Source organism: Janthinobacterium foliorum (assembly GCF_978021625.1).
Window position 1 is genome coordinate 60,435 of record NZ_CDXDQE010000009.1, and the last position, 21,955, is coordinate 82,389.

The following is a 21,955-nucleotide window of genomic DNA, read 5'->3' on the forward strand; positions in this document are numbered from 1 at the left end:
ATTCCTTGATAAAGTAGAGATGCATCATTGTAGGACCGCCAGCGGCAGGCGCGGCAGGCCAATCCCCCCGAAAAACAGCAGACCACCAGCAGACACAGCATGGAATTACATATCCTGATCGACGGCACGCGCGACCTGGGCGGCCAGCTGTACCGCCAGCTCAGCGAGGCAATCCGCTCGGGCCGCCTGGCCGACGGCCAGCAATTGCCGCCCTCGCGCCTGCTGGCCAGCCAGCTGGGCCTGTCGCGCAAGACGGTCTCCGACGTGTACGATAAGCTAGGCTATGAAAAACTGCTGGTGGGAAAAGTGGGCGTGGGCAGCTTCGTGCAGACGCCGCACCTCTCGCCGCAGCGCCGCCACGCCAGCACGCCGCTGGCCAGCGCCCAGCGCATCGCCCGCTGGGAAGCGACCCCCACGCCCCTGCGCCGGGCCAGCCAGGAAACGCCCGCCCGCTATGCCTTCATCGGCGGACGCGCCACGCCGTCGCACTTCCCGCAGGATGAATGGCGCGCCTGCGTGCTGCACGCGCTGCGCCAGGATGGCCAGGCGCGCGGCCGCTACGCGCCCGTGGCCGGCTTGCCGGCCCTGCGCACGGCGATCGCCGGCCATGCCGCCTTCAGCCGCGGCATCCATTGCACGCCAGAACAGGTGCTCGTCACCAGCGGCGCGCAGCAGGCGTTGAGCCTGCTGGCGCAGACCCTGCTGGAGCCGGGCGACGCGGTTGCCGTGGAAGAGCCCGGCTATCCCGTGGCGCGCGCCGTGTTCGCCAGCCAGGGCGCGCGCGTGGCGGGTGTCACGGTGGACGAGGATGGCATCGTCGTCGAACAGATTCCCGACGGCACGCGGCTGATCTACGTGACGCCCGCGCACCAGTTCCCGCTCGGCATGCCGATGAGCATGGGGCGCCGCCACGCCTTGCTGGAACGGGCGCACCAGCTGGGCGCCATCATCATTGAAGACGATTACGACAGCGCCTTCCGCTATGAAGGCCGGCCCGAGGATTCCCTGCAAAGCATGGACCGCTACGGCGTCGTCGCCCATGTGGGCAGCTTTTCCAAGATCATGCTGCCGGAATTGCGCCTCGGCTATGTCGTGCTGCCGCAAGCCATCGTGGCGGCCGTGGAAACCGTGAAATACCTGACAGATTGCCATACGGCCAGCCTGGGCCAGCATGCGCTGGCCAAGTTCATCGGCGATGGCCACTTGCTGCGCCACATCCGCCGCTGCCACGACATCTACGCGGGCCGGCGCGAGCGGCTGCAGCACTGGTTCAACGGCCCCCTGGCACCCTGGTTCCGCCTGGTGCCGGCCAGCGCCGGCTTCCACGTGGCGGCCCTGGCGCAGGCGCCGCTGGACATCGCCGAACTGCTGCGCCGGGCGCGGCTGGCCGATATCAGCCTGTACGCGCTGGCCAGCTTTTATCACGGCCAGGCACGCCATGAAGGCTTGTTCCTCGGCTATGGCGCCATCGACAGGCTCGATATCGACACGGCGCTGGCCACCGTGCTGGCGATCTTGCAGGACATGGCGCCCCTGCCCGTCAGCGGGGCTGCCAACGATAATGCCCCGTGATCGGATAGCTGAACAGGATATTTTCCTCGCGCGCGCCTTCGCCGATGTTATGGATGATCAGCGGCACGCCATTCCGCGACTGCTTGTCGCTGACGATGCCGATATGCGTGAGCTTGCCCGGCAAGCGCCAGGTGACGATGTCGCCCGCGCGGTAAGCGCCCGCTTCCTTGCTTGGTGACAAGCTGGTGCCGTGGCGGGCAAAGTACGTGCCCAGGTTGGGCACGCGGCGGTGGTCGATATTGCGGTCCGGCCCCTGCATCTGCCAGCGCCCTTGCTGCTGGTACACGGTCCATGCCTTGCGCATGTCTTCGTGCACCAGCACCTGCAAGTCCTGCCCCAGCTGGCGGTAAGCGCGCACCACCACGTCCGTGCACACGCCCCGCTCGAGCGGCACGTCGCCGCCCGGATACGCGAGGCGCTCGTAGCGTGGATCGTATTGCACGGTGACGCCCACCTGGCTGCGGGCGGCGGCGACGAGGGCTTGCGGCGTGGCCACCGGGGCGGCATGCAGCGCCAGCGGCAACAGGAAAAACAGCAGAACGGCGGGCACGTTGAGCGGCATGACAGTCAGGCAATGGTGGCGATATGGCACACTTTACCTGATGCGGGAGGAAAACGCCGTTTGTCTAGAGCGCCGCCAGCTGCGCCAGGTGGGCGGGAAAATCCACGGCCGGGCCGGCCGCATTGATGGTGTCGAAATAATCATGCCAGCCCGTGGCGGCGATACCGGCCAGCAAGGCATCGAGCGCCGCCGCGTCCGGGAAGCGCCACACGGCATAGAATTGCTGCGGCGCGCCATGCATCTTGCCGTCAGCGATGGCGCCCATGGCCAGCGCTTCCACTCCCACGCCGGACAGCGCCGCCATGCCGGCGCCCACCCTGTCGAAATACGCCTGGCGCGCGGCGCCGTCGAGGGCCAGCCAGGCCGGTTTCGGGCTGTACAGTTCCAGCAGATAGTGCATGGTATTCCTCCAATAAATTAAGTGGCCAATTAAGTGGGCAATTAAGCAGCCAGTTAAGCGGGCAGTTAAGTGAGCTGTTATGCAGGCAAGTCAACAGGCAACTCAGCCAGTGAGCGCCGGGCGCGCTTGCAGATGCGCAGCGTGGCGGCATTGCCGCTCTCTTCCAGCCACTGCGCACACAGGGCGCGCACCCACCCGGGCTGGCTCTTGGCCGCGTCGTTGAGCCAGTTGGCGACGGCATCCTGCACGTAGAGGGCCGGATCGGCGCGCAAGGGCTGCAGCAGGGGCAAGGCCAGCTGCGGCTGCTGTTTTAGCTCGGTAATATGCGCGCACCACACGCCGCGCGGGCGCAATGCTTCGCAGGCGAAGCGGCGCAAGCGTTCCGACGGCTCCGCCGTCCACGGCGCCAGCAGGGCGATGGCGTCCATCAGATTCGCCGCCAGGCGGGGCCGCAGCGCCAGCCAGGCCCATTCGCGCACGCCAAAGTGCCCATCGTCGGCCAGCGGCCGCATGGCCGCCAGCTGGCGCGGCAAGTCCAGGCCGGCTTGCGCCGCGATGGCAAAGCACGCCCAGCCGCGCACCGTGTCGGACGGGTGTGCCTGCAAGGGCGCCAGATCCGCCCCGGCGTCCAGCAGCAGCCGGGCCGCCAGCGCCATGCGCCGCGTGATGCCGGCATCCGCTTGCGCGCGCAACTGGTCCAGCCGGGCCGCGCCGATGGCGGGCACGGCCGCTTCCAGCAGCACGGCAAAATCAATGGCCAACCCTTCCGTCAGGGTGGCGCTGGCGATTGCTCCCTGGTTCAGCAGCGCCAGCCGTCCGGCGCCGATGTCGGCGATGCCGCGGCCCATGGCGCGGCTCATGGCGCGCCCCGGTCCGTCTTGCGCCAGGCTTTTTCCAGCAAGGCGCTCAATGCCTGCATTTCGTCCGCCGTGAAATCGGCGAACAGGCTGGCGATCCATTGCGCGTGCTCATCGACCAGGCGGGCGGCGACGGTTTCGCCCTTGGGACTCAGGCGCACCAGCAGCTTGCGCCGGTCGTGCTGGTCCGCGTGGCGCGCCAGAAAACCGTCGCGTTCGAGGCCGTCGAGCAAGCCCGTGACGGTGCCGCGCGTCACCCCTGCCCGCTCGGCCAGTGCGTGCGGCGGCAAGCCTTCCCGTTCGCCGCGCAGCAGGAACAGCATGACGAACTTGCCTTCGGACAAACCATGCCGACCCAGGCGCGTGGCGCAATCGCCATCGACGGCCGACGCCAGCCCCAGCACTTCAAAGCACAGCCGCAGCCGCGTTGTGGATGCTGTCATGTCGAGGCCGCTGGCGCGCCGCTGCACGTCGCCCAGCAGGGCCGTGTATTTCTGTTCGAGTTTTATCATATGGCGCAATATAATATGGCACAATATTAAATGTCAAATGCAAAACATCAATGGAAAGTAAAACCGCGACGGCCTCCTGCGCGAAGGCCTCCGCGCTCACTTGCGTACTTATTTGCGTACTTTGTTGCCTACCTCCCGCAAACTCAGAGGCGTGCCTTGTCCTTCGCCCAGGCGATGATGCCATTCGCATCGGTAGCGCCCGGCTGGCGCGCCACTTCCACGCCGCGACGGAACAAGGCCAGGGTGGGAATGCTGCGGATATTGAAGCGGGCGCCCATGTCGGGCGACGCTTCCGTATTTACTTTTACCACGCGAAACGCCGGCTCCAGGGTCTTGGCGGCCTGGGCATAGAATGGCGCCATGCTGCGGCACGGTCCGCACCACGGCGCCCAGAAGTCCACCAGCACGGGAATGTCGCTGCGTTCGATATGCTTGAGGAAGCGCGCGCTGGCCAGGTCCACGGGCTGGCCCGTAAACAAGTCTTTCTGGCATTTGCCGCACGTGGGCTGTTCGCGCAGCCGGGCTTGCGGCAGGCGGTTGACGGCGTCGCAATGGGGGCAAACGATGTGCAGGGAGTCGGGCGTGGTGGTGGTCATGGTGGTCCTGGTAAGCGTGCCGGAAAGTAGCCAGCGATTATTTTACGGCGTATCGCCGCGCGGCGGTGGCACGCTTACAAATAGTCAACTATAGTAGCTCGCAACGGCTCGCGATTTGCTGGGCCGGCCAAGGAAAACCATGTCCGCAGTCGCTCACGATACACATCCCGCTTCACCGCGCGCGCAACTTGGCGCGACACTGGCCATGCAGCGCGCCGCCTGCCTGGCCCATCCCGTGCCGACCCTGGCAGAGCGCAAGCGCGACTTGCTGGCCTTGCAGCGCTTCATCCGCGACCACAAGCAGGCCCTGTGCGAGGCCATCAGCGCCGACTACGGCAACCGTTCCCACCATGAAACCTTGCTGGCGGAGATCTTCCCCGCCATCGACGGCATCGACCATGTGCTGAAACACGTGAAAAAATGGATGCGCCCGCAGCGCCGCGCCGTGGACTGGCGCAACTTTCCGGGCGCCCGCAACCGCGTGATCCCGCAGCCGCTGGGCGTGGTGGGCGTCATCGTGCCGTGGAATTTCCCGGTGAACCTGAGCCTGGTGCCTTTGACGTACATCTTCGCCGCCGGCAACCGCGCCATGGTCAAGATGAGCGAAAACTCGCGCCATCTGGCCCGCCTGCTGATCGAGAAAATGCCCGCCTATTTTCCAGCGGAGAAACTGCAATTTATTGACGAGACGGGCGGCGTGGGCATGGCGTTCTCTCAGCTGCCCTTCGACCACCTGCTGTTTACGGGGTCGGGCCAGACGGGCCGGGCCGTGATGGCGGCGGCGGCGCAGAACCTGTGCCCCGTGACGCTTGAGCTGGGCGGCAAGGCGCCCGCCATCGTCTGCGCCGATTTCGATGTGCGCACGGCAGCCGAACGCATCCTGTACGTGAAATACCTGAACGCGGGACAGATCTGCACCAGCGTCGACCATGCCTGGCTGCCCGAGGCCAGCATCGCCGCCTTCGTCGAACATGCGCGCCAGATCATGCCGGTGCGCTACCCGCGGCTGGACACGCCCGACTACACGTCCATCATCGACCAGCCCTCGTTCGAGCGCCTGCTGCAGGCACTCGATGAGGCACGCGCGCGGGGCGCGCAAGTGATTTCATTGCTGCCGGGGCCGGCATTCGACCGCGCCACGCGCAAGATCGCGCCGCACATCGTGCTCGATGCGCCCGCGGACAGCCTGCTGCTGACGCGCGAAATCTTCGGCCCCATCCTGCCCCTGCGCACTTACGCCGACCTGGAAAGCGTGATCGGCAGCATCAACGCGGGACCGCGTCCGCTGGCCATTTATCCGTTCAGCAATGATCCACGCGCGGTGCAATTGCTGATCGACCGCGTGATGTCGGGCGGCGTGTCCGTCAACGACGCCCTGTTCCACGTGGGCCAGCACGACTTGCCCTTCGGCGGCGTGGGCGAGTCCGGCATGGGCCACTACCACGGCGTCGAAGGCTTCCAGACGTTCAGCAAGCTGCGCCCCGTGTTTTACCAGGCCCGCTACAGCCCTTTGACGCTGCTGCGGCCGCCGTATGGCAAGCTGGCCAGCCGCGTGCTGGCCTTCCTGACCCGCTGATTACAGGAACAGCGAGGCGGCGATGGCCCACATGACGAGGGCAATGATGCCGTCGAGCACGCGCCAGGCCATGGGCTTGGCAAACACGGGCGCCAGGTAGCGGGCGCCAAAGCCCAGCAGGAAAAACCACAAGGCCGACGCCATGATGGCGCCGCCGGCGAAGTAGAAACGGCCCATGCCTTCATGCTGGCCGCCGATCGACCCGAGCAAAATCACCGTGTCGAGGAAGGCGTGCGGGTTGAGCAGGCTGAACGCCAGCGCCGCGCCGATCACGGCCCAGTAGCCTTCCGGCGACTTGGCAGCCGACACCGTCATGGCAGAAGGACGCCAGGCCGACTTGGCCGCGCGCAAGCCGTAGGCGATCAGGAACGTGGCGCCGCCAGCCTTGGCCCACAGCAGGAAATTGGGGTTGTCGGCAATGAAGGTGCCCATGCCGGCCACGCCGGCCGTGATCAGCATGGCGTCGCACACGAGACAGACCAGGATGCAGGTGAGCACATAATGGCGCTTCAAGCCCTGCTTGAGCAAGAATGCGTTTTGCGTGCCGATGGCCACGATCAGGCTGGCCCCGAGTCCCATGCCTTTCAAGAAAATTGCGCTATCCATATCGATTCCTTTCTATTGCTTTCCATCACGCGCACGGCCGCCCACGCTCTGCCGGCAACGGCAAAGTCATCAAAAGGTAGGTGGAGGGTGTAGCGGTACCAGCAGGACCGCGCGGGAGTGTGGAGTTGTTACCCTATTTCAACAGTGTAAAGAAAAAGTAAATATAAGTATAATGAATGATTCTAACCATATATAAGAGAAACTTATGCGCGTCGTGGACTACCGTGGATTGGCCGCCCTCGACGCCGTGATCGGCCTGGGCAGCTTTGAAAAGGCCGCGCATGCGCTGGCCATCAGCCAGCCGGCCGTGTCGCAGCGCATCCGCACCCTGGAAAACCTGGAAGGCACCTTGCTGATCATCCGCAGCCATCCGCCCGCGCCCACGGAAGCGGGACAGCGGCTGATCGCCCACTACCGGCAAGTCAAGCTGCTGGAAGCGGCCCTCGACACCCAGCCGGGTCCCACCACGCAATTGCCGGAACTGGCCATCGCCGTCAACGCCGACAGCGCCGCCACGTGGATACCGGAAGCGCTGGGTCCGCTGCTGACGCCGCCGTCCTGCCTGCTCGACATCCGCCTGGACGACCAGGACCACACCCTGAGCCAGCTGCGCGAAGGCCGCGTGTTTGCCTGCGTCACCAGCGCCACCGATCTGGTGGCCGGCACCACGGCCACGCCGCTGGGCGGCATGCGCTACCTGTGCGTGGCCTCGCCCGCATTTGCGCAGCAATGGTTTCCCGCGGGGTTTACGGCGGAGGCCGTCAGCAAGGCGCCCGCCATCACCTTCGGCAGCAAGGATGCGCTGCATGAACGCTATCTGCAGCATCGCCTCGGCTATGCAGGCCGCTATCCGCACCATGTGCTCGGCTCGGCGCGCGACTTCGTGCGCTTCATCGAAGCGGGCTACGCGTATGGCATGGTGCCCCTGCTGCAGGCGGAAACGGCGCTGGCCGCCGGCAGGCTGGTCGACGTGGCGGCGGGCCAGGCGCTCGATGTGCCCTTGATCTGGCATGCCTGGGACATCCAGACACCCCTCACGCGCACCTTGTCCGATGCCGTCATCGCCACGGCGCGCAAGTGGCTGCTGCAGGATGGACAGGACAGCCCTGATGTAACACTTTAACCAATTAAATATGCTTGAATACAACTTCCGCGTGCATATCCGGCCCCGCCTGGCCTACACTGCACACATGATTCACAACCACCAGGGGCTGGCATGACGATCGTGCGCACCACTTTGCTCAGCCTGCTCGCGGCGATTCCGCTGACGGCCGGCCTGATCGCCTGCTCGCCCCTGACGGCGATCAATGCCCTGTCTTCCGGCAGCGCCTCGCAAGTGACGCGGGGCCTCGCATACGGCCCCCTGCCCCGGCAAAAACTTGATGTGTATGCGCCGAAACTCCATGCGGGGCCCGTGCCCGTGGTGGTGTTCTTTTATGGCGGCAACTGGGCCTCGGGCGAACGGGCCGACTATGCCTTCGTCGGCCATGCGCTCGCATCGCGCGGCTATCTGGCCGTGATCGCCGACTACCGGCTGTATCCCGAGGTGCACTACCCGGAAATTCTGCAGGATGCGGCCCGGGCCGTGGCCTGGGCCGCGATGGAATCGCGCCGCCATGGCGGCGACCCGTCGCGCCTGTTTGTCATGGGCCACAGCGCCGGTGCCTACAATGCGGCCATGGTGGCGCTCGACGCCAGCCTGCTGGCGCGCCACGGCATGCGTCCGCACGACTTGCGCGGCTGGATAGGCCTGGCCGGCCCCTATGACTTCCTGCCCATCGAGAACCCGACGGCGCGCCCGGTATTTTTCTACCCGGACACGCCCACGTCGTCGCAGCCCATCCGCCACGTGACGGCCGAGGCGCCGCCCGCCCTGCTGATCGCCCCGGCGCCGGGCAAGGATAAGCTGGTCAATCCACAACGCAACACAGGCGGCCTGGCGACCGCCTTGCGGGCGCAGCAGCGGCCCGTGACGGAAATCTATTACGACAGCGTCAGCCATGCCACCCTGGTCGCCTCGCTGGCCGGCCCCCTGCGCATGCTGGCGCCCACGCTCGACGCCGTCAGCGCCTTTATCGACGCCAATAGCGGCCCCGCCGCCGCAACGGCGCCGCCGCTTGTGACGGCGGCCATGTCCGCAGCGCCTGCACCGGCCATGGCCCCCATCCCGCCCCCGGACAGCAAAACGCCCGTCCCCTGAAGGACGGGCGTTCTGTCCAGGCTGGTAAAGACTAGCGACAAGCAATGGCTTGACCTGCACTGCCTGCAACACGGCCAGAAGTATCACCGCCGGACGCCCCATGCCACTCCCCAAGGCTCGGCCCTTGAGGCACGGCTCAGCCGCCGGCAGCGTCCGGCTTACTCTTTACGGCTGGCGCTGCTGCTTTTGCTTTGCGCGCCGCTGGCTTGTGCTGCGCTGCCGCTGGCCGAGCTTTCGCTGCCGGACTGCTGGCTGCCCTGGTGGCTGGCGCTTTGCAGGCTTTGGCCGTCACGGCTTTGCACACCGCGCTGCTGCTCACGGTTGGCGCCATTTTGATGGTACGACTGGAATGGTTCGGCGATACGCTGCATGGCTTCCTGCTGCTTGCGCACGTTTTTCTCCGTTTCTTCCGACGCCGTGCGGGCCACTTCTTCAGCCAGCGCCTTGGCCGTGCGGCTCGTTTCATTCACATGCTGCTCGGCCACGTTAGCCAGTTCGACCTGGGTATCGGCGGCCAGGCGCGACAGCTGTTGCTGGTACTTGCGCAGATGCTCGGCGGCTGGCTGGCCCGCGGCGGCGGCAACCTGGAACGCATCTTCCACGCGTTCGACCGTCAGCAGGTTCTGGCTGGTGATCGAGCCTTCTTCCAGCAAGCCTTGCGCCAGTTGCATGTGCAAATCATTGAATTGCTGTGCCGACTGGAACAGCGACTTCGACAAGCCATTGAAAAAAGCCAGTTGGGCTTCCAGGTGGTTTTTGGCGGCAGGGGTAACACTACGGGAATATGGATACATGGAGTTTCCTCATTAAAGAACAGTTGGGTGGACATAAATATATGGCGACACCACCGGCTGACCGGGCTGTGCCACGGGACGCGAAAAAACATATCCGTTTGGTGGAGAGATGCTTTGCAGCGCGAGTCCCAAGGCTACGTGAGCACCGTCGGCGAGGCATGATCTGGATCAAAGGTGCGCTAGGCTGCGCAGAAAGTTTTGGCTGGACGGCTCACCGTTGGCGAGCGTCAGTGTCAGGAAGGAAAATTTATGTCAGCAACACTCAACGACTGATGGCTGGCACCACCGGCCGGTAGCCGTGGCTGCGCAAGGAGGCTTCGAGCCAGCGGTTGCCATACCAGCCGCGCGCCAGCAGATAGCTGAGCTCGGCGCCCGCCATCAGTAACATCATGGGGCCGATGCGCATCTCCGTCGCCAGCTGGCTGCCGAACCACAGGCACGCATCCATCGCCAGCATGAGCAGCAACAGCCACCAGCGGCGCTTGGCCACGGCCCAGAACGAACCAAGCAAGAGAGCCGGCCAGGAAAAGCCCGACTTCACATAGGCATAGCGGCCGGCGCCGTCCGCAAACAAGGTGGCAGTGTGCGTCATGCTGTTCTTTTCAGATAGTAAGCGATGTCAGTCCTCGGGCAGGTGGCAGACGGCTTCGACATTGTGGCCATCCGGGCCCAGCACGAAGGCGCCGTAATAATTCGGGTGATAGATTTCGCGGATGCCCGGCGGGCCATTGTCCGTCCCGCCAGCGGCCAGCGCCGCCGCGTAAAACGCGCGCACCTGCTCGCGGCTGCCTGCGGTGAAGGCGAGATGCATGCCGGCATGGGGCTGCGCGCCCGCGCCGAACCAGAAGTCAGGCTTGCCATCCTTGCCAAGGCCGACCCAGCCCTGCACTTCCATGACGACCGAGACGCCCAGGGGCGCCAGGGCGGCGGAGAAAAAGGCCTTGCTGGCCTGGGTATCGCTGACGTTTAAACCGATGTGATCAAGAATCATGATGGCCTTCCATGCAAGTAAAAGACAGGAAGCGCAGTATGCCGCAGCGTTGCCGTCTTGCCAAGCAAAACGCCATCGCACGCATGGCCGGCGGACGACGGGCGCGCAGTCTTGCCTGCGCTCAGCCTGCCGTCCGCCTCTTCCCTAGCGCAGGTTGCCCGTGTGTCCCAGCGAATAGCGGCCCGGCTGCGGCCACACGGTCAGGCCGTGCGGCTCCTGGCCCACTTTGACCTTGGAAACGTCGCCGCTGTTCGTATCGATGCGGTACACCACGTCGTCGAAACGGCCGGACAGCCACAGATACTTGCCATCGGCGGAGACGTTACCCATGTCGGGGCTGCCGCCGCCGGGAATCGGCCAGTTCGCCACCACTTTTTCCGTGGCGAAATCAATCACGCTGACGCTGCCCTTGCCCTTCGGCTTGCCATGGATGCGGTGCGTGCCGCGGTTGGCCACGTACAGCTTCTTGCCGTCGCGGCTCGGATACAGGCCATGCGCGCCCACGCCCGTCTGGATGAAGCCGATTTCCTTCAGGGTGGCGCCATCGACGATGTGCACGCCATCCGCATCCATGTCGGCGATGAAGAATTTCTTGCCGTCCGGCGAGATGCGTATGTCTTGCGGCATGCCCTTCTTGACGCTGCAGATTTCATTCGCCGGGCCGCCCACAGGGCCCGATTCGGCAAAGCGCTTGGCCGGCATCTGCAATTTCAAATAGCCGTCGACCTTGCGGCCCACCAGGTCGATCTTGGCGATGGTGCCGTCGAACTCGCACGTGAACATGGCGTAGCGGCCATCGTTCGAGAAGTCCGCATGGTTGATGCCGCCGCATTGCGGCGTGTCGATCGCGTATTGCACGGCCATGGTCTTCGGATCGCGGAAATCGAGGCGGTGGCGCGCTTCGGCCACGACGATGGCCGACTTGCCGTCCGGCGTGTAGTACATATTGTAGGGATCATCCACGGGCACTTCCTTGCCCGGCTTGCCCGTGAGCGGATCGATGGGCGTCAGGCTGCCCTTGTCCGTGCGTTCGGCGTTATTCGCCACCCACAAGGTGCGCAGGTCCCACGATGGCACGACGTGCTGCGGGCCGCTGCCGACCTTGAACTTGTCCACCACCTTCAGGCTGTCCTGGTCGATCACGTACACGTCGTTCGAACGCAGGTTCGGCACGTATACGCGGCGCAAATGATCCTTGACCACGGCACTCATATTGCTGCTGGCAATGCTGCCATACACGTTTTTCGGATCCACCAGCGGCGGCATGCCGGGCAGCGGCGAATAGGCGGCGGCCGCAGCGGCGGCCACGGCAGGCGCGGGCGCGCTTGCGCCGATGACCTGGCTGGCCACGCCCAGGCCGGCCAGTGCGGCAGCCAGGACAGACAAGGTGACGATGGTGCGTCGTTGAGATTTTTTCATGTGTTTTCGCGTCGTTTCGTTGCAAATGCCGGAAGTTACGGACTTCCAGCGGAAATTATTTATTACGTTGCAGCAGTTGCCTGATGGCCGCCACCGACGTGTCAACCTGCAGCTTGATGCCGATCTGGCCCAGCTCTTTCGTTGCCCGCGCGGCATCGCCGCGCACGCCATCGGCGACGCCCGGCTTGGGGCCATGCGCCATCGCCTCGCTGCGCACCAGCGACGGATCGGTCGCCAGCATCAGCGCCGCGTCCGCCAAGCCGGCGTGCAGGCCGATCTCCGCGCTGCTGTAGCCGCGCTTCTGCAGCTCGGCAATATAGGCCGATTGGGTGATGTCATAGTAATCGAGCAAGGCATGGGCGCGCGCCTCCTTGCCAGCGGCGCCCTTGCCCCAGGCGCGGTTGAGCTTGTTCGCCACGTTTTGCTCGTTCTTTTGGTAGCCGCCATGGTCGCCGAGGAAAATGATGTCGCGGAAACCATGCTGGCGCAAACTGGCGGCCGCCCCCTCGAGCACGGCTTCGAAGGCGGCTGGCGGAATCGAGATCGTGCCGGCAAAGCGCATGTGGCCGGCCGGTGGCGTAATACTGCCTTCCGGCACATAGGAGACGACGGGGGCGACAATGGCATTGCCCAGGGTTTGCGCAATCTGCCGCGCCAGGATGGCCGCGCGCACATTGTGCTTGCCCAAGGCGATATACGGCCCGCTCTGCTCCACCCCGCCGATCGGCACCAGCACAGTCGTGGCGCCATGGTCGATGCGGCTGCGCAATTCCGTGCTGGTCAGCTCTTCGAGCATGACGCTGCTGTTGGCGGCCGCGGCCGCCAGCGCGGGCGCGGTGGCTATCAGGCAGAACAGGGTCAGGGCAAGCAGGGAGCCGAACGGCCTGGACTGAACAGATGGCGCGCGGGGCGCAAGGGGCACGTTCAGCAGGGGGAACTGCAGAGTCATAAGCAAACATCTTTCCGAGGTCAAAGCGTGACGCCGTGCCCGGCCTTGCCAGGCAAGCTGGCTGCCACGCAGGAATTGTATTCCATCATGGCGCGATCGGCACGTTAATTTGGCGCGGCGGCTGACAAAGAATTGACGCAAGGCAGTTAACCACAAAGCGCCGCCACCGATGAAGATCGGAAGCCGGCGCCAGCGAATGGAAAGCAATCGGCCCGCAGGCCGTGTCAGCCGCCGGCAGAGGCTCGCGCCACCTGGCATTGCGACACCCCGTGAACGACGGGCAATGGCACGTCAGCCAGGGTTCATCCCAGCGAGTCGCGCCGGCGACGCGCAATAAGCCGCCCCAGGAGGACGCCTGCCACGACCGCAAGCATGATCCAGCCCTTGGCTTCGCTTTCGTCCCGGGAAAGAACCATCCAGCTTGCGATGCCGACCACGAAGCCCGCCAATCCGCCGTATCCCGCATACATGCGCCGGTCCAGATTATCCGCCGTTTGCTGCAATCCTTCCGGACGCGCAACGGCCTCCTGAATCAATAGCGTGCCGCATTCAAGGCAGCGCGCGCTCATGGCGGAATTTTGGGCATTACATACTGGACAAGTCATCGGCAGGAAAAAATGGTTTATTATGCAACGTCATCCAAGACATAGTTGCCACATGGAAAGTTATTCAATATAACATGTCCACACCCTGCCCGGCCGGATATGTCCGGCTGACCACCGACAAGGCATTCAAAATGAAAATAATGAAAATGCATGCATTAACCACCGCCCGTCTTCTCGCGTGCCTGTGCGGCGTTGTGGCGGCGGCATGCGCCTGTGCTGAACCGCCCATGGAGGCCTCGGCGGAGGAAACAGCCGCTTCAGTCAATGTGAAGGGACTCAGGGACCCGGACTGGAAACCCTATAGTGCCATGCTCAAGGGGGTAAAAAGATTCAATGAAAAGCACGCGCTGGCGCCGGCTGCGCAGCTGAAGTTGATCCTGCAGCCTCGCCGGCCCGATGTTGACATGCGCGCGCTCCTGCTGCGGCTGGAAAGCGAGGAGTCGAGCACGGCAATACCGCTGGAAGAAGGCAATGTCTTCACCCTGCCCGTGGAGCAAGGCCAGATCGATGCCAAGGCCGAGCTGACCATCAACCGCAAGAGCGGCTCGGTCAGGTGGATTCCTTACGTCAGGAGCGCGACGACCGGCGATACCCGCCGCCTGGGAGACCTGCGACTGGCGTGCGAAGTACATTGGGCCATAGACAAGGACACCTTGCCTTTCGCGATGCGTACCGCCATGGGCGCGCTGGGCGGCCCGTGCAATTTCGTATCAGCAAAAGGCACGTACAGTTTTTCCGAATCGCAACACATCGCCAGCGCGACGATCAGTTTCAACGGAAAAACGCAAGCCGTTCCATTCAACGGCCAGTCGTTCACGCCACCGCTGCGCGACACGGCGTGGAGCGACGACAGCATAATCGAATTACAATTCGACAAAACGATCGACCAGGATTAATGGTGGCCAGCCCTTGCCCTGTCCGCCGTCAAGCAGCACACATAGGCATTGATGTTCTCATCCAAAGGAAATTCATGAAGTTTGCCGTCCACGTCGTACTGGGCCTGGCGCTGTCCATCGCCACACCCGCCTTTGCCGCTACCACGGCGCCTGCCGCGCAATCGGCGGCCATCAACCCGGCACACCTGAAAGCCGTGCAGGATCTGCTGGCCACGATGCAGATTGAAAAAGTCCTCAATGGCGTGGCGGCCCGCAGCCGCTACGCCAATGAAGCCCAGAAACAGGCCGTGCTCGCCAAGCTCGCCAAGGTGCCGCCGGCAGAAATTTACCAGCGCCTGGCGCCAGCGCTGACGCGCAGCATTTCCGCCGACACGGCGCTCGAAATGAGCCGCTTTTACAGCACGCCCTATGGCAAGCAAGTCATCCACAAGAAATACAACTCCGGCGCCCAGATTCTCATGCCGGGCATGACGGCGGCCGTGGCACCGGAAGAAAAGAAAGAGCGCAAGCGCGCCGCCTATGTCAAGGCGAGCAAGGAACTGGCGGAAGCGGAACCGGCGATCGAGCACGAAGCCTTCACGCTTTTACAACAGATCAACAAGGAAAAGCGCTAAGCGCGCGGCCAGGGAAACGGTTTGCCCGCCTCGAGTCGCGCATGGACGGCCAAATGGCACATGCGGGATCAGCCGCCCCCTGTCAGAGCGGGCCCGTTTCCGGTATCATTCGGCATGAATAATATTCCTTTCCAACCATTTGTCATTGGTGTCGCTGGCGGAAGCGGCAGCGGCAAGTCAACAGTATCCCAGCAAGTGCTCGCGTCGTTTGGCGCCGACATGGTCTCTGTCGTGATGCAGGACGACTATTACTGCGACCAGACCCATCTTTCCCCTGAAGTCCGTCGCCAGCAGAATTACGACCATCCGCAGGCATTCGAGTGGCCATTGCTGGTACAGCACGTGCAGGCCTTGCGCAACGGCGAATCGATCGAGATGCCCGTGTACGACTTCACGCTCCACAACCGCTCGGACAAGACCATCTCCGTCAAGCCCGCCCCCGTGATCGTGATCGAAGGCCTGTTTGCCTTGTACGACGAGGACTTGCGCGACATGATGTCGCTGAAGATCTTTGTCGACACGGCCTCCGACGTGCGCTTCATCCGTCGCATGCAGCGCGATATTACGGAACGCGGCCGCTCAGTGGAAAGCGTCATCGAGCAATATCTGGAAACGGTCCGCCCGATGCACAAGCAATTCATCGAGCCAACCAAGCGCAATGCCGATGTCATCCTGCCGCATGGCGCCAACGGTCCCGCCGTGGACATGATTACCGCCAAGGTGGCCAGCGTGATCGGCCAGATGCAGCGCCCCTGATGGCATCCCATGGATGCCTGCCGATAACCGGGCTCGACCGATGCCCGGTGCCGGGCGCAGGCCTTAACCAAAAAATTCACTGAAGGCAACGCTGGCAGCGTTGCCACATTTGACCGCAATAGCGCAACCCTGGCATGCCGGGGTTTTTGCCATGGTCAGGCGCGGGCGCTGCGGCCGGGCAGTGCCAGGCGCCGGCTGGCGCCCGGCGCCGCCGGCAAGCCCCCCGCCACTGTCAACGATTTAGCCTGGGCATCGCCGCGCAGGCGGAACACGGCCACCACGTCGACCAGTTCCACGGCGCGGTCTTGCAGCGAGGACGCCGCCGCGGCCGCCTCTTCCACCAGGGCCGCGTTTTGCTGCGTGACCTGGTCCATCTGCGAAATCGCCTGGTTGACTTGCTCGATGCCGGCGCTCTGCTCGTGGCTGGCGTTGGCGATGTCGCCCATGATGTCCGTCACGCGACGGATGCTGGCGACGATCTCTTCCATTGTCGCGCCCGCCTGGTCGACCAGCACGCTGCCCGTGTTGACCTTGTCGACGGAATCCTCGATCAAGCCCTTGATTTCCTTGGCGGCCGCGGCCGAACGCTGCGCCAGGTTGCGCACTTCGGTGGCCACGACGGCAAAGCCGCGGCCCTGCTCGCCCGCGCGCGCCGCTTCCACGGCCGCATTCAGCGCCAGAATATTGGTCTGGAAGGCAATGCCGTCGATCACGCCGATGATGTCGGCGATCTTCTTCGCCGATTCATTGATGGAACCCATGGTGCCCACCACTTGCGCCACCACGGCGCCACCCTTGCGCGCCACGTCCGAGGCGGACACGGCCAAGGTATTCGCCTGGCGCGCATTGTCCGTATTCTGGCGCACGGCCGAAGTCAGCTCTTCCAGGCTGGAGGCCGTTTCTTCCAGCGACGACGCCTGCTGTTCCGTGCGCACGGACAAGTCCGCATTGCCGGCGGAAATCTGCGCGGCCGCCACGCTGACCGTATCGGCCGACGTGCGCACGGTGGCGATCACGTCGACGATGCGTTCGAGGAATTTATTGAAGGCCGTGGCCGTGCGGCCCACTTCATCCATGCGCTCGACGGGCATGGCCGCGGACAGGTCCAGCGAGGCGCTGACGCGCTCCAGGGTGTGTTCGATATTGCCCAGGCCGCCGCTGATGGTGCGGTAGATATGCCAGGCCAGCGCGCCCGTCAGCAGCACGGCCACGGCCAGCACGGCCAGCATGGTGTTGAAGGCCGTGTCGTAGGCGGCCAGGCTTTCCGCCTTCACGTCATCGACGAGCTTGTTGTTATAGGCGATGTGGTCATCCATGCTTTTCTTGGCGGCGGCGGCAGTGATGGCCAGCGGCGTGCCGGCCAGCAAGGTGGCGCGCACGCCATCCATGTCACCCGCGTAGGCGGCGGCAAAGAATGGCACCAGCGCGCGGCGGTAGGCTTCCATGGCGGCCTGGTCGGCATCCAGCATCTTGCTGTCCGTGGCGTCGTACAGGCGCTCGGCGCGGTAGGTGGCGATGACCTTGTCGAAATTCGTGTTGGCATCGGCGACGGCCTTGTCCAGCGCCGTCTTGTCGGCCAGGTTCGAGAACACGGACAGGCGGTAGCCGGCCAGGCGCGAGTCGGCCAGGAAGCCCTTGGCGGCGTTCAAGCCCTGGATGCTGGGAATGATGCGGTTTTGCACGGTGTCGAAACGCTCCTGCGCGCGCTGCAGCTGCATGGCGCCGCCGGCGCCCAGCGCCAGCAGGGCGAGCAAGGCGATGGAAAGGGTGAGAATGAGTTGCTTGGTGATATTCATGGTGATTCGCAGTAAAAAGGGGGCCTGGCAAGGCCAGGCAGGATAAGTAGCTGCCGATCGGGTGGCCGGAATCGGGAAGCGGGCAGGCGCTAGGCCGCCAGCGGCGAGGCGTCCGGCGTGCGGCGCAGCAAGTCGCCATGCTGGCGGCAAAACGCCAGGCCCGCCTTGTGGCCCACGTCGAACAGCAGCTGCATGTTCGAGCTGGACCAGTCCAGGGTGTCGGGCCAGTGCTGCTCGGGAATGCCGCCCATCAGGTCGAGCTTCAGCAGGCGCCGCTTGGGCTGGCCCGTGCGCGCATCCGTGTTGTGCTCGAGCTCGAACAGGCGCAGCTCGCTCTTGGAAATTTTCACCAGCGGCGTGATGATGGAACGCACCCAGGCGTCGTACAGGTTGCGCGGCTTGCGCAGCAGGCGTTCGTCGCCGAGGATATCGAGGATGACGAGGGTATCGGCGTCATGGTGCTCGCCCTTGCCTTCGATGAAGGGGTCGAAATTGAGCGTGTCGAGCGCCGCGCCTTCGATGTAGTCATCGCCGGCGATGGTCGTGGGCGCGTACAGGAAGGGAAAGGACAGGGCCGCGCGCACGTGAATGGGTTCGATCTCGTGCTTGCCCCAGATTTGCATGCGGTGCTCGCTGAGGTTGTAGGCGTTGATGTAGAAATCGGGACGCATGCGCGCCACGCCGGAAAAGTCCACGGCTTTTTCCAGGAACGGCAAGTGCGCGCACAGGCCCAGGCTTTTCGCCGACAGGTCGGACGGCGACAGCGACGACAGCATCAGCTTGCCCCAGTCCGACCAGGCCGTCGGCACGCCCGCAAACGTTTGCTGGAAGGCCTGGAAAAAAGGATTGTTGGCCGGTGGCTGGAAGGCATCGCGGAAGGTGCTGGCATGCATGCCCGGCTTCTGGAAGACCTTGTAATTGATCGGGATCATCTTGTAGATGCTGTCGGCCACGCCCGTATCGGCCCAGCTCTGCAGCGCCTGGCGCGGCGTCGCTTCGTGCGGCGACGTGTACAGCAGGCCCATCAGGACACCGGCGCCGGAGGCGGAAATGACGTCGAACTCGATGCCTTCGTCCAGGAACGCCGCCAGCGCACCGGCGATCAAGGTGGAATTTGGTGCGCCGCCACCGAGCAGCAAGCCTGTTTTGCGGGCAGTTTTTTGCGTTGCGGCTGGCGCCGGCTTCGGTGGCGTCGTGGTGACTGTTTTCATGCACACTCCCTGATGGAAACAGGGCTTGCGCCCCTAATTGTTGGTTACTACGCTCTTATCCCGCTTAATCACGCCCATGTTTCCGTTTACATTAAAAGGAAACAATGTTGCAGAAACAGATATTAAATTAACATAAATAAATTCCACATGGCAATTTAGATAACGCATAACGGATATTCAGCAAGGGCATAAGCTGATGGCACGCGGCATAGCGTGGTGCGGCGCAGCAAATAAAAATGTTGCAACGTTAGGAAAAGTCTCTTTTGGGGTAGGAATATTCCTCAAGTGGCCGCCACTGCAGCGGCCCAGCCACTCAGGAGGGGGATGGAGGCGAGGAAAGTGGCGCGGAAAAGTGCAGATGGGTACACAAATGGTCAACAAAGACGCGGATTTTCGGCGACAAGTGGCGGCTCGATGGCCACAGTACCCAGAACTTGCTGGCAGTGTGCAGGTAGTCGTCCAGCACGGCGCGCAGCTCGCCGCGCGCGATGGCGTCGCGCACGATAAAGTCCGGCAAATATGCCAGGCCCACGCCCTGCGTGGCGGCGCCGATCAAGGCTTCGATATTGTTGCAGGTCAAGGCGGTCGGCAGGCGCAATTCGCCGCCGCCCTCGCCCTCGGCGTGCTGCACGGCCCATTCCTGCAGCTTGCCCGTGGTGGGAAATTTATAGCGCACGCAGGCGTGTCCTTCCAGCGCGCGCGGCGTGGCCGGCACGCCGTGGCGGGCGAAATACGCGGGCGCGCCCACGATGGCAAAGGCAAACGGCCCCAGTTCGCGCGCCATCAGCCGCGAATCGGTGAGCGTCCCGCTGCGCACGGCCACGTCCACGCCCTCGGCCACCACGTCGACCAGACGGTCATTGAAATCGAGGTCAAGCTCGATTTCGGGATATTGCCGCGTAAAATCGGCCAAGAGCGGCAGGATGATGCGGTAGCCGATCACGGGCAGGCTGACCTTGAGCTTGCCGCGCGGCGCCTCGGCCAGGTGCGACAGTTCCGCCTCCGCATCGCCCAGGTCGGCGAGGATGCGCTGGCAGCGCTCGTAGAACAGCGCGCCCTCGTTGCTCAGGCTGATGCGCCGCGTGCTGCGGTTGAGCAGGCGCACGCCCAGTTTTTCCTCCAGCCGCGCCACGCTCTTGCCGACAGCCGAGGCCGAAACCCCGAGCAGCCGCCCGGCCGCCACATAACTGGACGTTTCCGCCGCGCGCACGAAGGCGGCGATGCCATTCAAATTATCCATGCCGCCTCATTCAGGAATTAATGTCCGCTATGAGCGGATTTTCAGCTACTTTTTCACGCATTGCGTCCATATTATCATCAGATTCCCTCTTTCTGGAATCAATCCCATGGATACGAATCTCTCCGCACGCCGCCCGGAACAGGCTGCGGCCCCGGCGCGGCGCGCCCTGGTGCTGGCCGCCGTCTGCCTGGCCGCCCTGTGCATGCCGCTCAGTTTTACGGGACCGGCCATCGCCATTCCCGCCATCGCCGCTGAACTGCACGGCAGCCCGCTGGCCCTGGCGTGGATCACGAATGCCTTCATGCTCAGCTTTGGCGGCTGCCTGATGGTGGCCGGCGCGCTGGCCGACCGTTACGGCCGCAAGCGCGTGTTTGTGCTGGGCATGGGTGTGTTTTCCACCGCCGCGCTGGCCCTGGCGGCGGCGCCTTCCCTTGCCCTGCTTGATGTGCTGCGCGCCGTGCAGGGCCTCGGCTGCGCCATGGCCCTGTCCAGCGGCCTGGCGGCGCTGGCGCAGGAATTCGACGGCCCGGCCCGGGCGCGCGCCTTCAGCCTGATCGGCACGGCCTTTGGCGTGGGCCTGGCGTTCGGCCCCTTCCTGGCGGGCGCGCTCATTGCCCGCACGGGCTGGCGCGCCATTTTCCTTGTCGCCGCCGCAGCGGGCCTGACCGCCCTGCTGGCCGCCGCGCGCGCCATGCGCGCATCGCGCGACCCGCAGGCGCAGGGCGTGGACTGGCCCGGCGCCCTGACGTTTACGGGCGCCCTTTCCCTGTTTACCTATGGCTTGCTGCAGGCGCCCGACAGCGGCTGGGGCAGCGCGCGCAGCCTGGCGTTGTTCGCCGGCGCGGCGCTGCTGCTGGCCGCCTTCATCCGCGCCGAGCGGCGCGCCGCGCGGCCCATGCTGGACCTGTCCCTGTTCCGCCTGCCCGCCTTTGCCGGCGTGCAACTGCTGGCGGCCGCGCCCGCGTTTTCCTTCGTCGTGCTGCTGGTGCTGCTGCCGGCCCGCTTCATCGGCATCGAAGGTTACAGCGCCTTCGACGCGGGCCGCATGATGATCGCCCTGTCCGCCCCCATGCTGGTGTTGCCCATGCTGGCCGGCATGGCGGCGCAGCGCTTTGCCGCCGCCCGCATCTGTGCCGCCGGCCTGCTGCTGGCGGCGGGTGGCTTGCTGTGGCTGTCGACGTGCGCGCCAGGCGTGTCCGCCGCCACCTTGCTGGGTCCGCTGCTGCTGATCGGCTGCGGCATCAGCCTGCCGTGGGGCTTGATGGATGGCCTGGCCATCAGCGTCGTGCCCGTGGAACGGGCCGGCATGGCGGCAGGCATCTTCAATACGACGCGCGTGGCGGGCGAGGGACTGGCGCTGGCCATCGTCAGCGCCCTGCTGGGCACGCTCACGGTGGCGGCGCTGGGCAGCGTGCCCGGCCTGGCACCGCAGCAGGCCGCGCTGGCCGCGCCCTTCCTGGCGCTGGGTGAACTGCGCCATGCGGGCGCGCTGTTGCCGCAGGCCGGCGCTGCAGAGCTGGCGCAGGCATATGGCACGGCCTTCCGCCACCTGCTGTATGTGCTGGCCGGCATCACCACCGTTTCCGCCCTGCTGATCCTGGCGTTCCTGCGCCATCCGGCCCGCAGCCAGTGCGCATCGGCCACGTCCACCCTGCCTGCGGGCAAGACCTGCGCCTGATCGCGGCGCGCAACGACACCGCGCCCTGTCCGCCGCGCGGAGACTGCTGCGCGGCTTGCCCCTTCCCCTGCACGGCGGCGCCCACGCGCCGCCGCCTGCCCTGATGTTTCTTCGCAACACCACAA

General features: G+C 64.7%; 23 protein-coding genes. 8 read left to right on the forward strand and 15 right to left on the reverse strand.

Translation table 11 applies throughout. From position 1 onward, the window contains the following. Positions 1-99 precede the first annotated feature (99 nt). The gene (gene pdxR, locus ACZ92H_RS18360; protein ID WP_465050524.1) at positions 100-1,572 is read left to right on the forward strand and encodes a MocR-like pyridoxine biosynthesis transcription factor PdxR; all 1,473 of its coding nucleotides are present in this window, start codon (positions 100-102) and stop codon (positions 1,570-1,572) included. Here the strand turns inward: pdxR and ACZ92H_RS18365 are convergent. The 5 genes from ACZ92H_RS18365 to trxC form a co-directional block, all read right to left on the reverse strand. Beyond that, positions 1,541-2,134, reverse strand: a complete 594-nt coding sequence (locus ACZ92H_RS18365) for a DUF1287 domain-containing protein (protein WP_465050525.1) — start codon at positions 2,132-2,134, stop codon at positions 1,541-1,543. The genes pdxR and ACZ92H_RS18365 overlap by 32 nt on opposite strands. A gap of 64 nt (positions 2,135-2,198) precedes the next feature. Continuing rightward, positions 2,199-2,534 (reverse strand): DUF6616 family protein, encoded by a 336-nt coding sequence (locus ACZ92H_RS18370; protein WP_465050526.1) that lies wholly within the window; start codon positions 2,532-2,534, stop codon positions 2,199-2,201. 77 nt (positions 2,535-2,611) lie between these two features. Further along, the gene (locus ACZ92H_RS18375) at positions 2,612-3,394 is read right to left on the reverse strand and encodes a HEAT repeat domain-containing protein (RefSeq protein WP_131377235.1); all 783 of its coding nucleotides are present in this window, start codon (positions 3,392-3,394) and stop codon (positions 2,612-2,614) included. After that, on the reverse strand, positions 3,391-3,900 hold the full coding sequence (locus tag ACZ92H_RS18380) for a MarR family winged helix-turn-helix transcriptional regulator (protein WP_465050659.1): 510 nt from the start codon (positions 3,898-3,900) through the stop codon (positions 3,391-3,393). Before ACZ92H_RS18380 ends, ACZ92H_RS18375 begins: the two co-directional genes overlap by 4 nt. 146 nt (positions 3,901-4,046) lie before the next feature. Continuing rightward, on the reverse strand, positions 4,047-4,499 hold the full coding sequence (trxC, locus tag ACZ92H_RS18385; RefSeq protein WP_465050527.1) for a thioredoxin TrxC: 453 nt from the start codon (positions 4,497-4,499) through the stop codon (positions 4,047-4,049). A 139-nt stretch (positions 4,500-4,638) separates the two neighbouring features. Here trxC and ACZ92H_RS18390 point away from each other — a divergent pair, with 139 nt between their 5' ends. Beyond that, positions 4,639-6,075, forward strand: coding sequence for a coniferyl aldehyde dehydrogenase (locus ACZ92H_RS18390; protein WP_131377244.1), 1,437 nt, complete (start codon positions 4,639-4,641; stop codon positions 6,073-6,075). Here ACZ92H_RS18390 and ACZ92H_RS18395 read toward each other — a convergent pair whose 3' ends face one another. Beyond that, positions 6,076-6,681: a LysE/ArgO family amino acid transporter gene (locus ACZ92H_RS18395; protein WP_131377246.1), complete on the reverse strand. Its 606-nt coding sequence runs from the start codon at positions 6,679-6,681 to the stop codon at positions 6,076-6,078. 205 nt (positions 6,682-6,886) lie between these two features. Here ACZ92H_RS18395 and ACZ92H_RS18400 point away from each other — a divergent pair, with 205 nt between their 5' ends. Further along, positions 6,887-7,804: a LysR family transcriptional regulator ArgP gene (locus ACZ92H_RS18400; protein ID WP_465050529.1), complete on the forward strand. Its 918-nt coding sequence runs from the start codon at positions 6,887-6,889 to the stop codon at positions 7,802-7,804. Positions 7,805-7,897: 93 nt separating this feature from the next. Beyond that, positions 7,898-8,881 carry an alpha/beta hydrolase gene (locus ACZ92H_RS18405; RefSeq protein ID WP_465050530.1) on the forward strand — a complete coding sequence of 328 codons (984 nt, stop codon included), beginning with the start codon at positions 7,898-7,900 and terminating at the stop codon, positions 8,879-8,881. 158 nt (positions 8,882-9,039) lie between these two features. Here ACZ92H_RS18405 and ACZ92H_RS18410 read toward each other — a convergent pair whose 3' ends face one another. The 6 genes from ACZ92H_RS18410 to ACZ92H_RS18435 form a co-directional block, all read right to left on the reverse strand. Further along, positions 9,040-9,675: a phasin family protein gene (locus tag ACZ92H_RS18410; RefSeq protein WP_131377255.1), complete on the reverse strand. Its 636-nt coding sequence runs from the start codon at positions 9,673-9,675 to the stop codon at positions 9,040-9,042. A gap of 262 nt (positions 9,676-9,937) precedes the next feature. Next, entirely contained in the window at positions 9,938-10,267 is a 330-nt protein-coding gene (locus ACZ92H_RS18415; protein ID WP_465050531.1) for a DUF2628 domain-containing protein, read from the reverse strand. Positions 10,268-10,294: 27 nt separating this feature from the next. Beyond that, positions 10,295-10,666, reverse strand: coding sequence for a VOC family protein (locus ACZ92H_RS18420; RefSeq protein ID WP_465050532.1), 372 nt, complete (start codon positions 10,664-10,666; stop codon positions 10,295-10,297). Positions 10,667-10,810: 144 nt separating this feature from the next. Beyond that, positions 10,811-12,085: a YncE family protein gene (locus tag ACZ92H_RS18425; protein WP_131377260.1), complete on the reverse strand. Its 1,275-nt coding sequence runs from the start codon at positions 12,083-12,085 to the stop codon at positions 10,811-10,813. 55 nt (positions 12,086-12,140) lie between these two features. Next, positions 12,141-12,881 (reverse strand): creatininase family protein, encoded by a 741-nt coding sequence (locus ACZ92H_RS18430; protein ID WP_465050660.1) that lies wholly within the window; start codon positions 12,879-12,881, stop codon positions 12,141-12,143. A gap of 455 nt (positions 12,882-13,336) precedes the next feature. Next, complete coding sequence (locus ACZ92H_RS18435) at positions 13,337-13,603, reverse strand: hypothetical protein (RefSeq protein ID WP_465050534.1); 267 nt, start codon at positions 13,601-13,603, stop codon at positions 13,337-13,339. Positions 13,604-13,713: 110 nt separating this feature from the next. On the opposite strand from ACZ92H_RS18435, the gene ACZ92H_RS18440 reads away from it, so the two are divergent. The 3 genes from ACZ92H_RS18440 (at position 13,714) to udk (ending at position 15,905) form a co-directional block, all read left to right on the forward strand. After that, positions 13,714-14,535, forward strand: coding sequence for a hypothetical protein (locus ACZ92H_RS18440; RefSeq protein WP_465050535.1), 822 nt, complete (start codon positions 13,714-13,716; stop codon positions 14,533-14,535). A gap of 74 nt (positions 14,536-14,609) precedes the next feature. After that, positions 14,610-15,149: a hypothetical protein gene (locus ACZ92H_RS18445; protein ID WP_465050536.1), complete on the forward strand. Its 540-nt coding sequence runs from the start codon at positions 14,610-14,612 to the stop codon at positions 15,147-15,149. Positions 15,150-15,263: 114 nt separating this feature from the next. Further along, positions 15,264-15,905, forward strand: a complete 642-nt coding sequence (gene udk, locus ACZ92H_RS18450) for a uridine kinase (protein ID WP_131377269.1) — start codon at positions 15,264-15,266, stop codon at positions 15,903-15,905. 155 nt (positions 15,906-16,060) lie between these two features. On the opposite strand, the gene ACZ92H_RS18455 is transcribed toward udk, so the two are convergent. The 3 genes from ACZ92H_RS18455 to ACZ92H_RS18465 all read right to left on the reverse strand — a co-directional run bounded on the left by ACZ92H_RS18455 (position 16,061) and on the right by ACZ92H_RS18465 (position 20,152). Beyond that, positions 16,061-17,701: a methyl-accepting chemotaxis protein gene (locus ACZ92H_RS18455; RefSeq protein WP_465050537.1), complete on the reverse strand. Its 1,641-nt coding sequence runs from the start codon at positions 17,699-17,701 to the stop codon at positions 16,061-16,063. Positions 17,702-17,790: 89 nt separating this feature from the next. Continuing rightward, the gene (locus tag ACZ92H_RS18460; RefSeq protein ID WP_465050538.1) at positions 17,791-18,912 is read right to left on the reverse strand and encodes a patatin-like phospholipase family protein; all 1,122 of its coding nucleotides are present in this window, start codon (positions 18,910-18,912) and stop codon (positions 17,791-17,793) included. 313 nt (positions 18,913-19,225) lie between these two features. After that, on the reverse strand, positions 19,226-20,152 hold the full coding sequence (locus ACZ92H_RS18465) for a LysR family transcriptional regulator (protein WP_131377279.1): 927 nt from the start codon (positions 20,150-20,152) through the stop codon (positions 19,226-19,228). Between the two features lie 106 nt (positions 20,153-20,258). Between ACZ92H_RS18465 and ACZ92H_RS18470 the strand changes: the two genes are divergently transcribed. After that, complete coding sequence (locus ACZ92H_RS18470; protein ID WP_465050539.1) at positions 20,259-21,830, forward strand: MFS transporter; 1,572 nt, start codon at positions 20,259-20,261, stop codon at positions 21,828-21,830. The last annotated feature ends 125 nt before the right edge of the window (positions 21,831-21,955 follow it).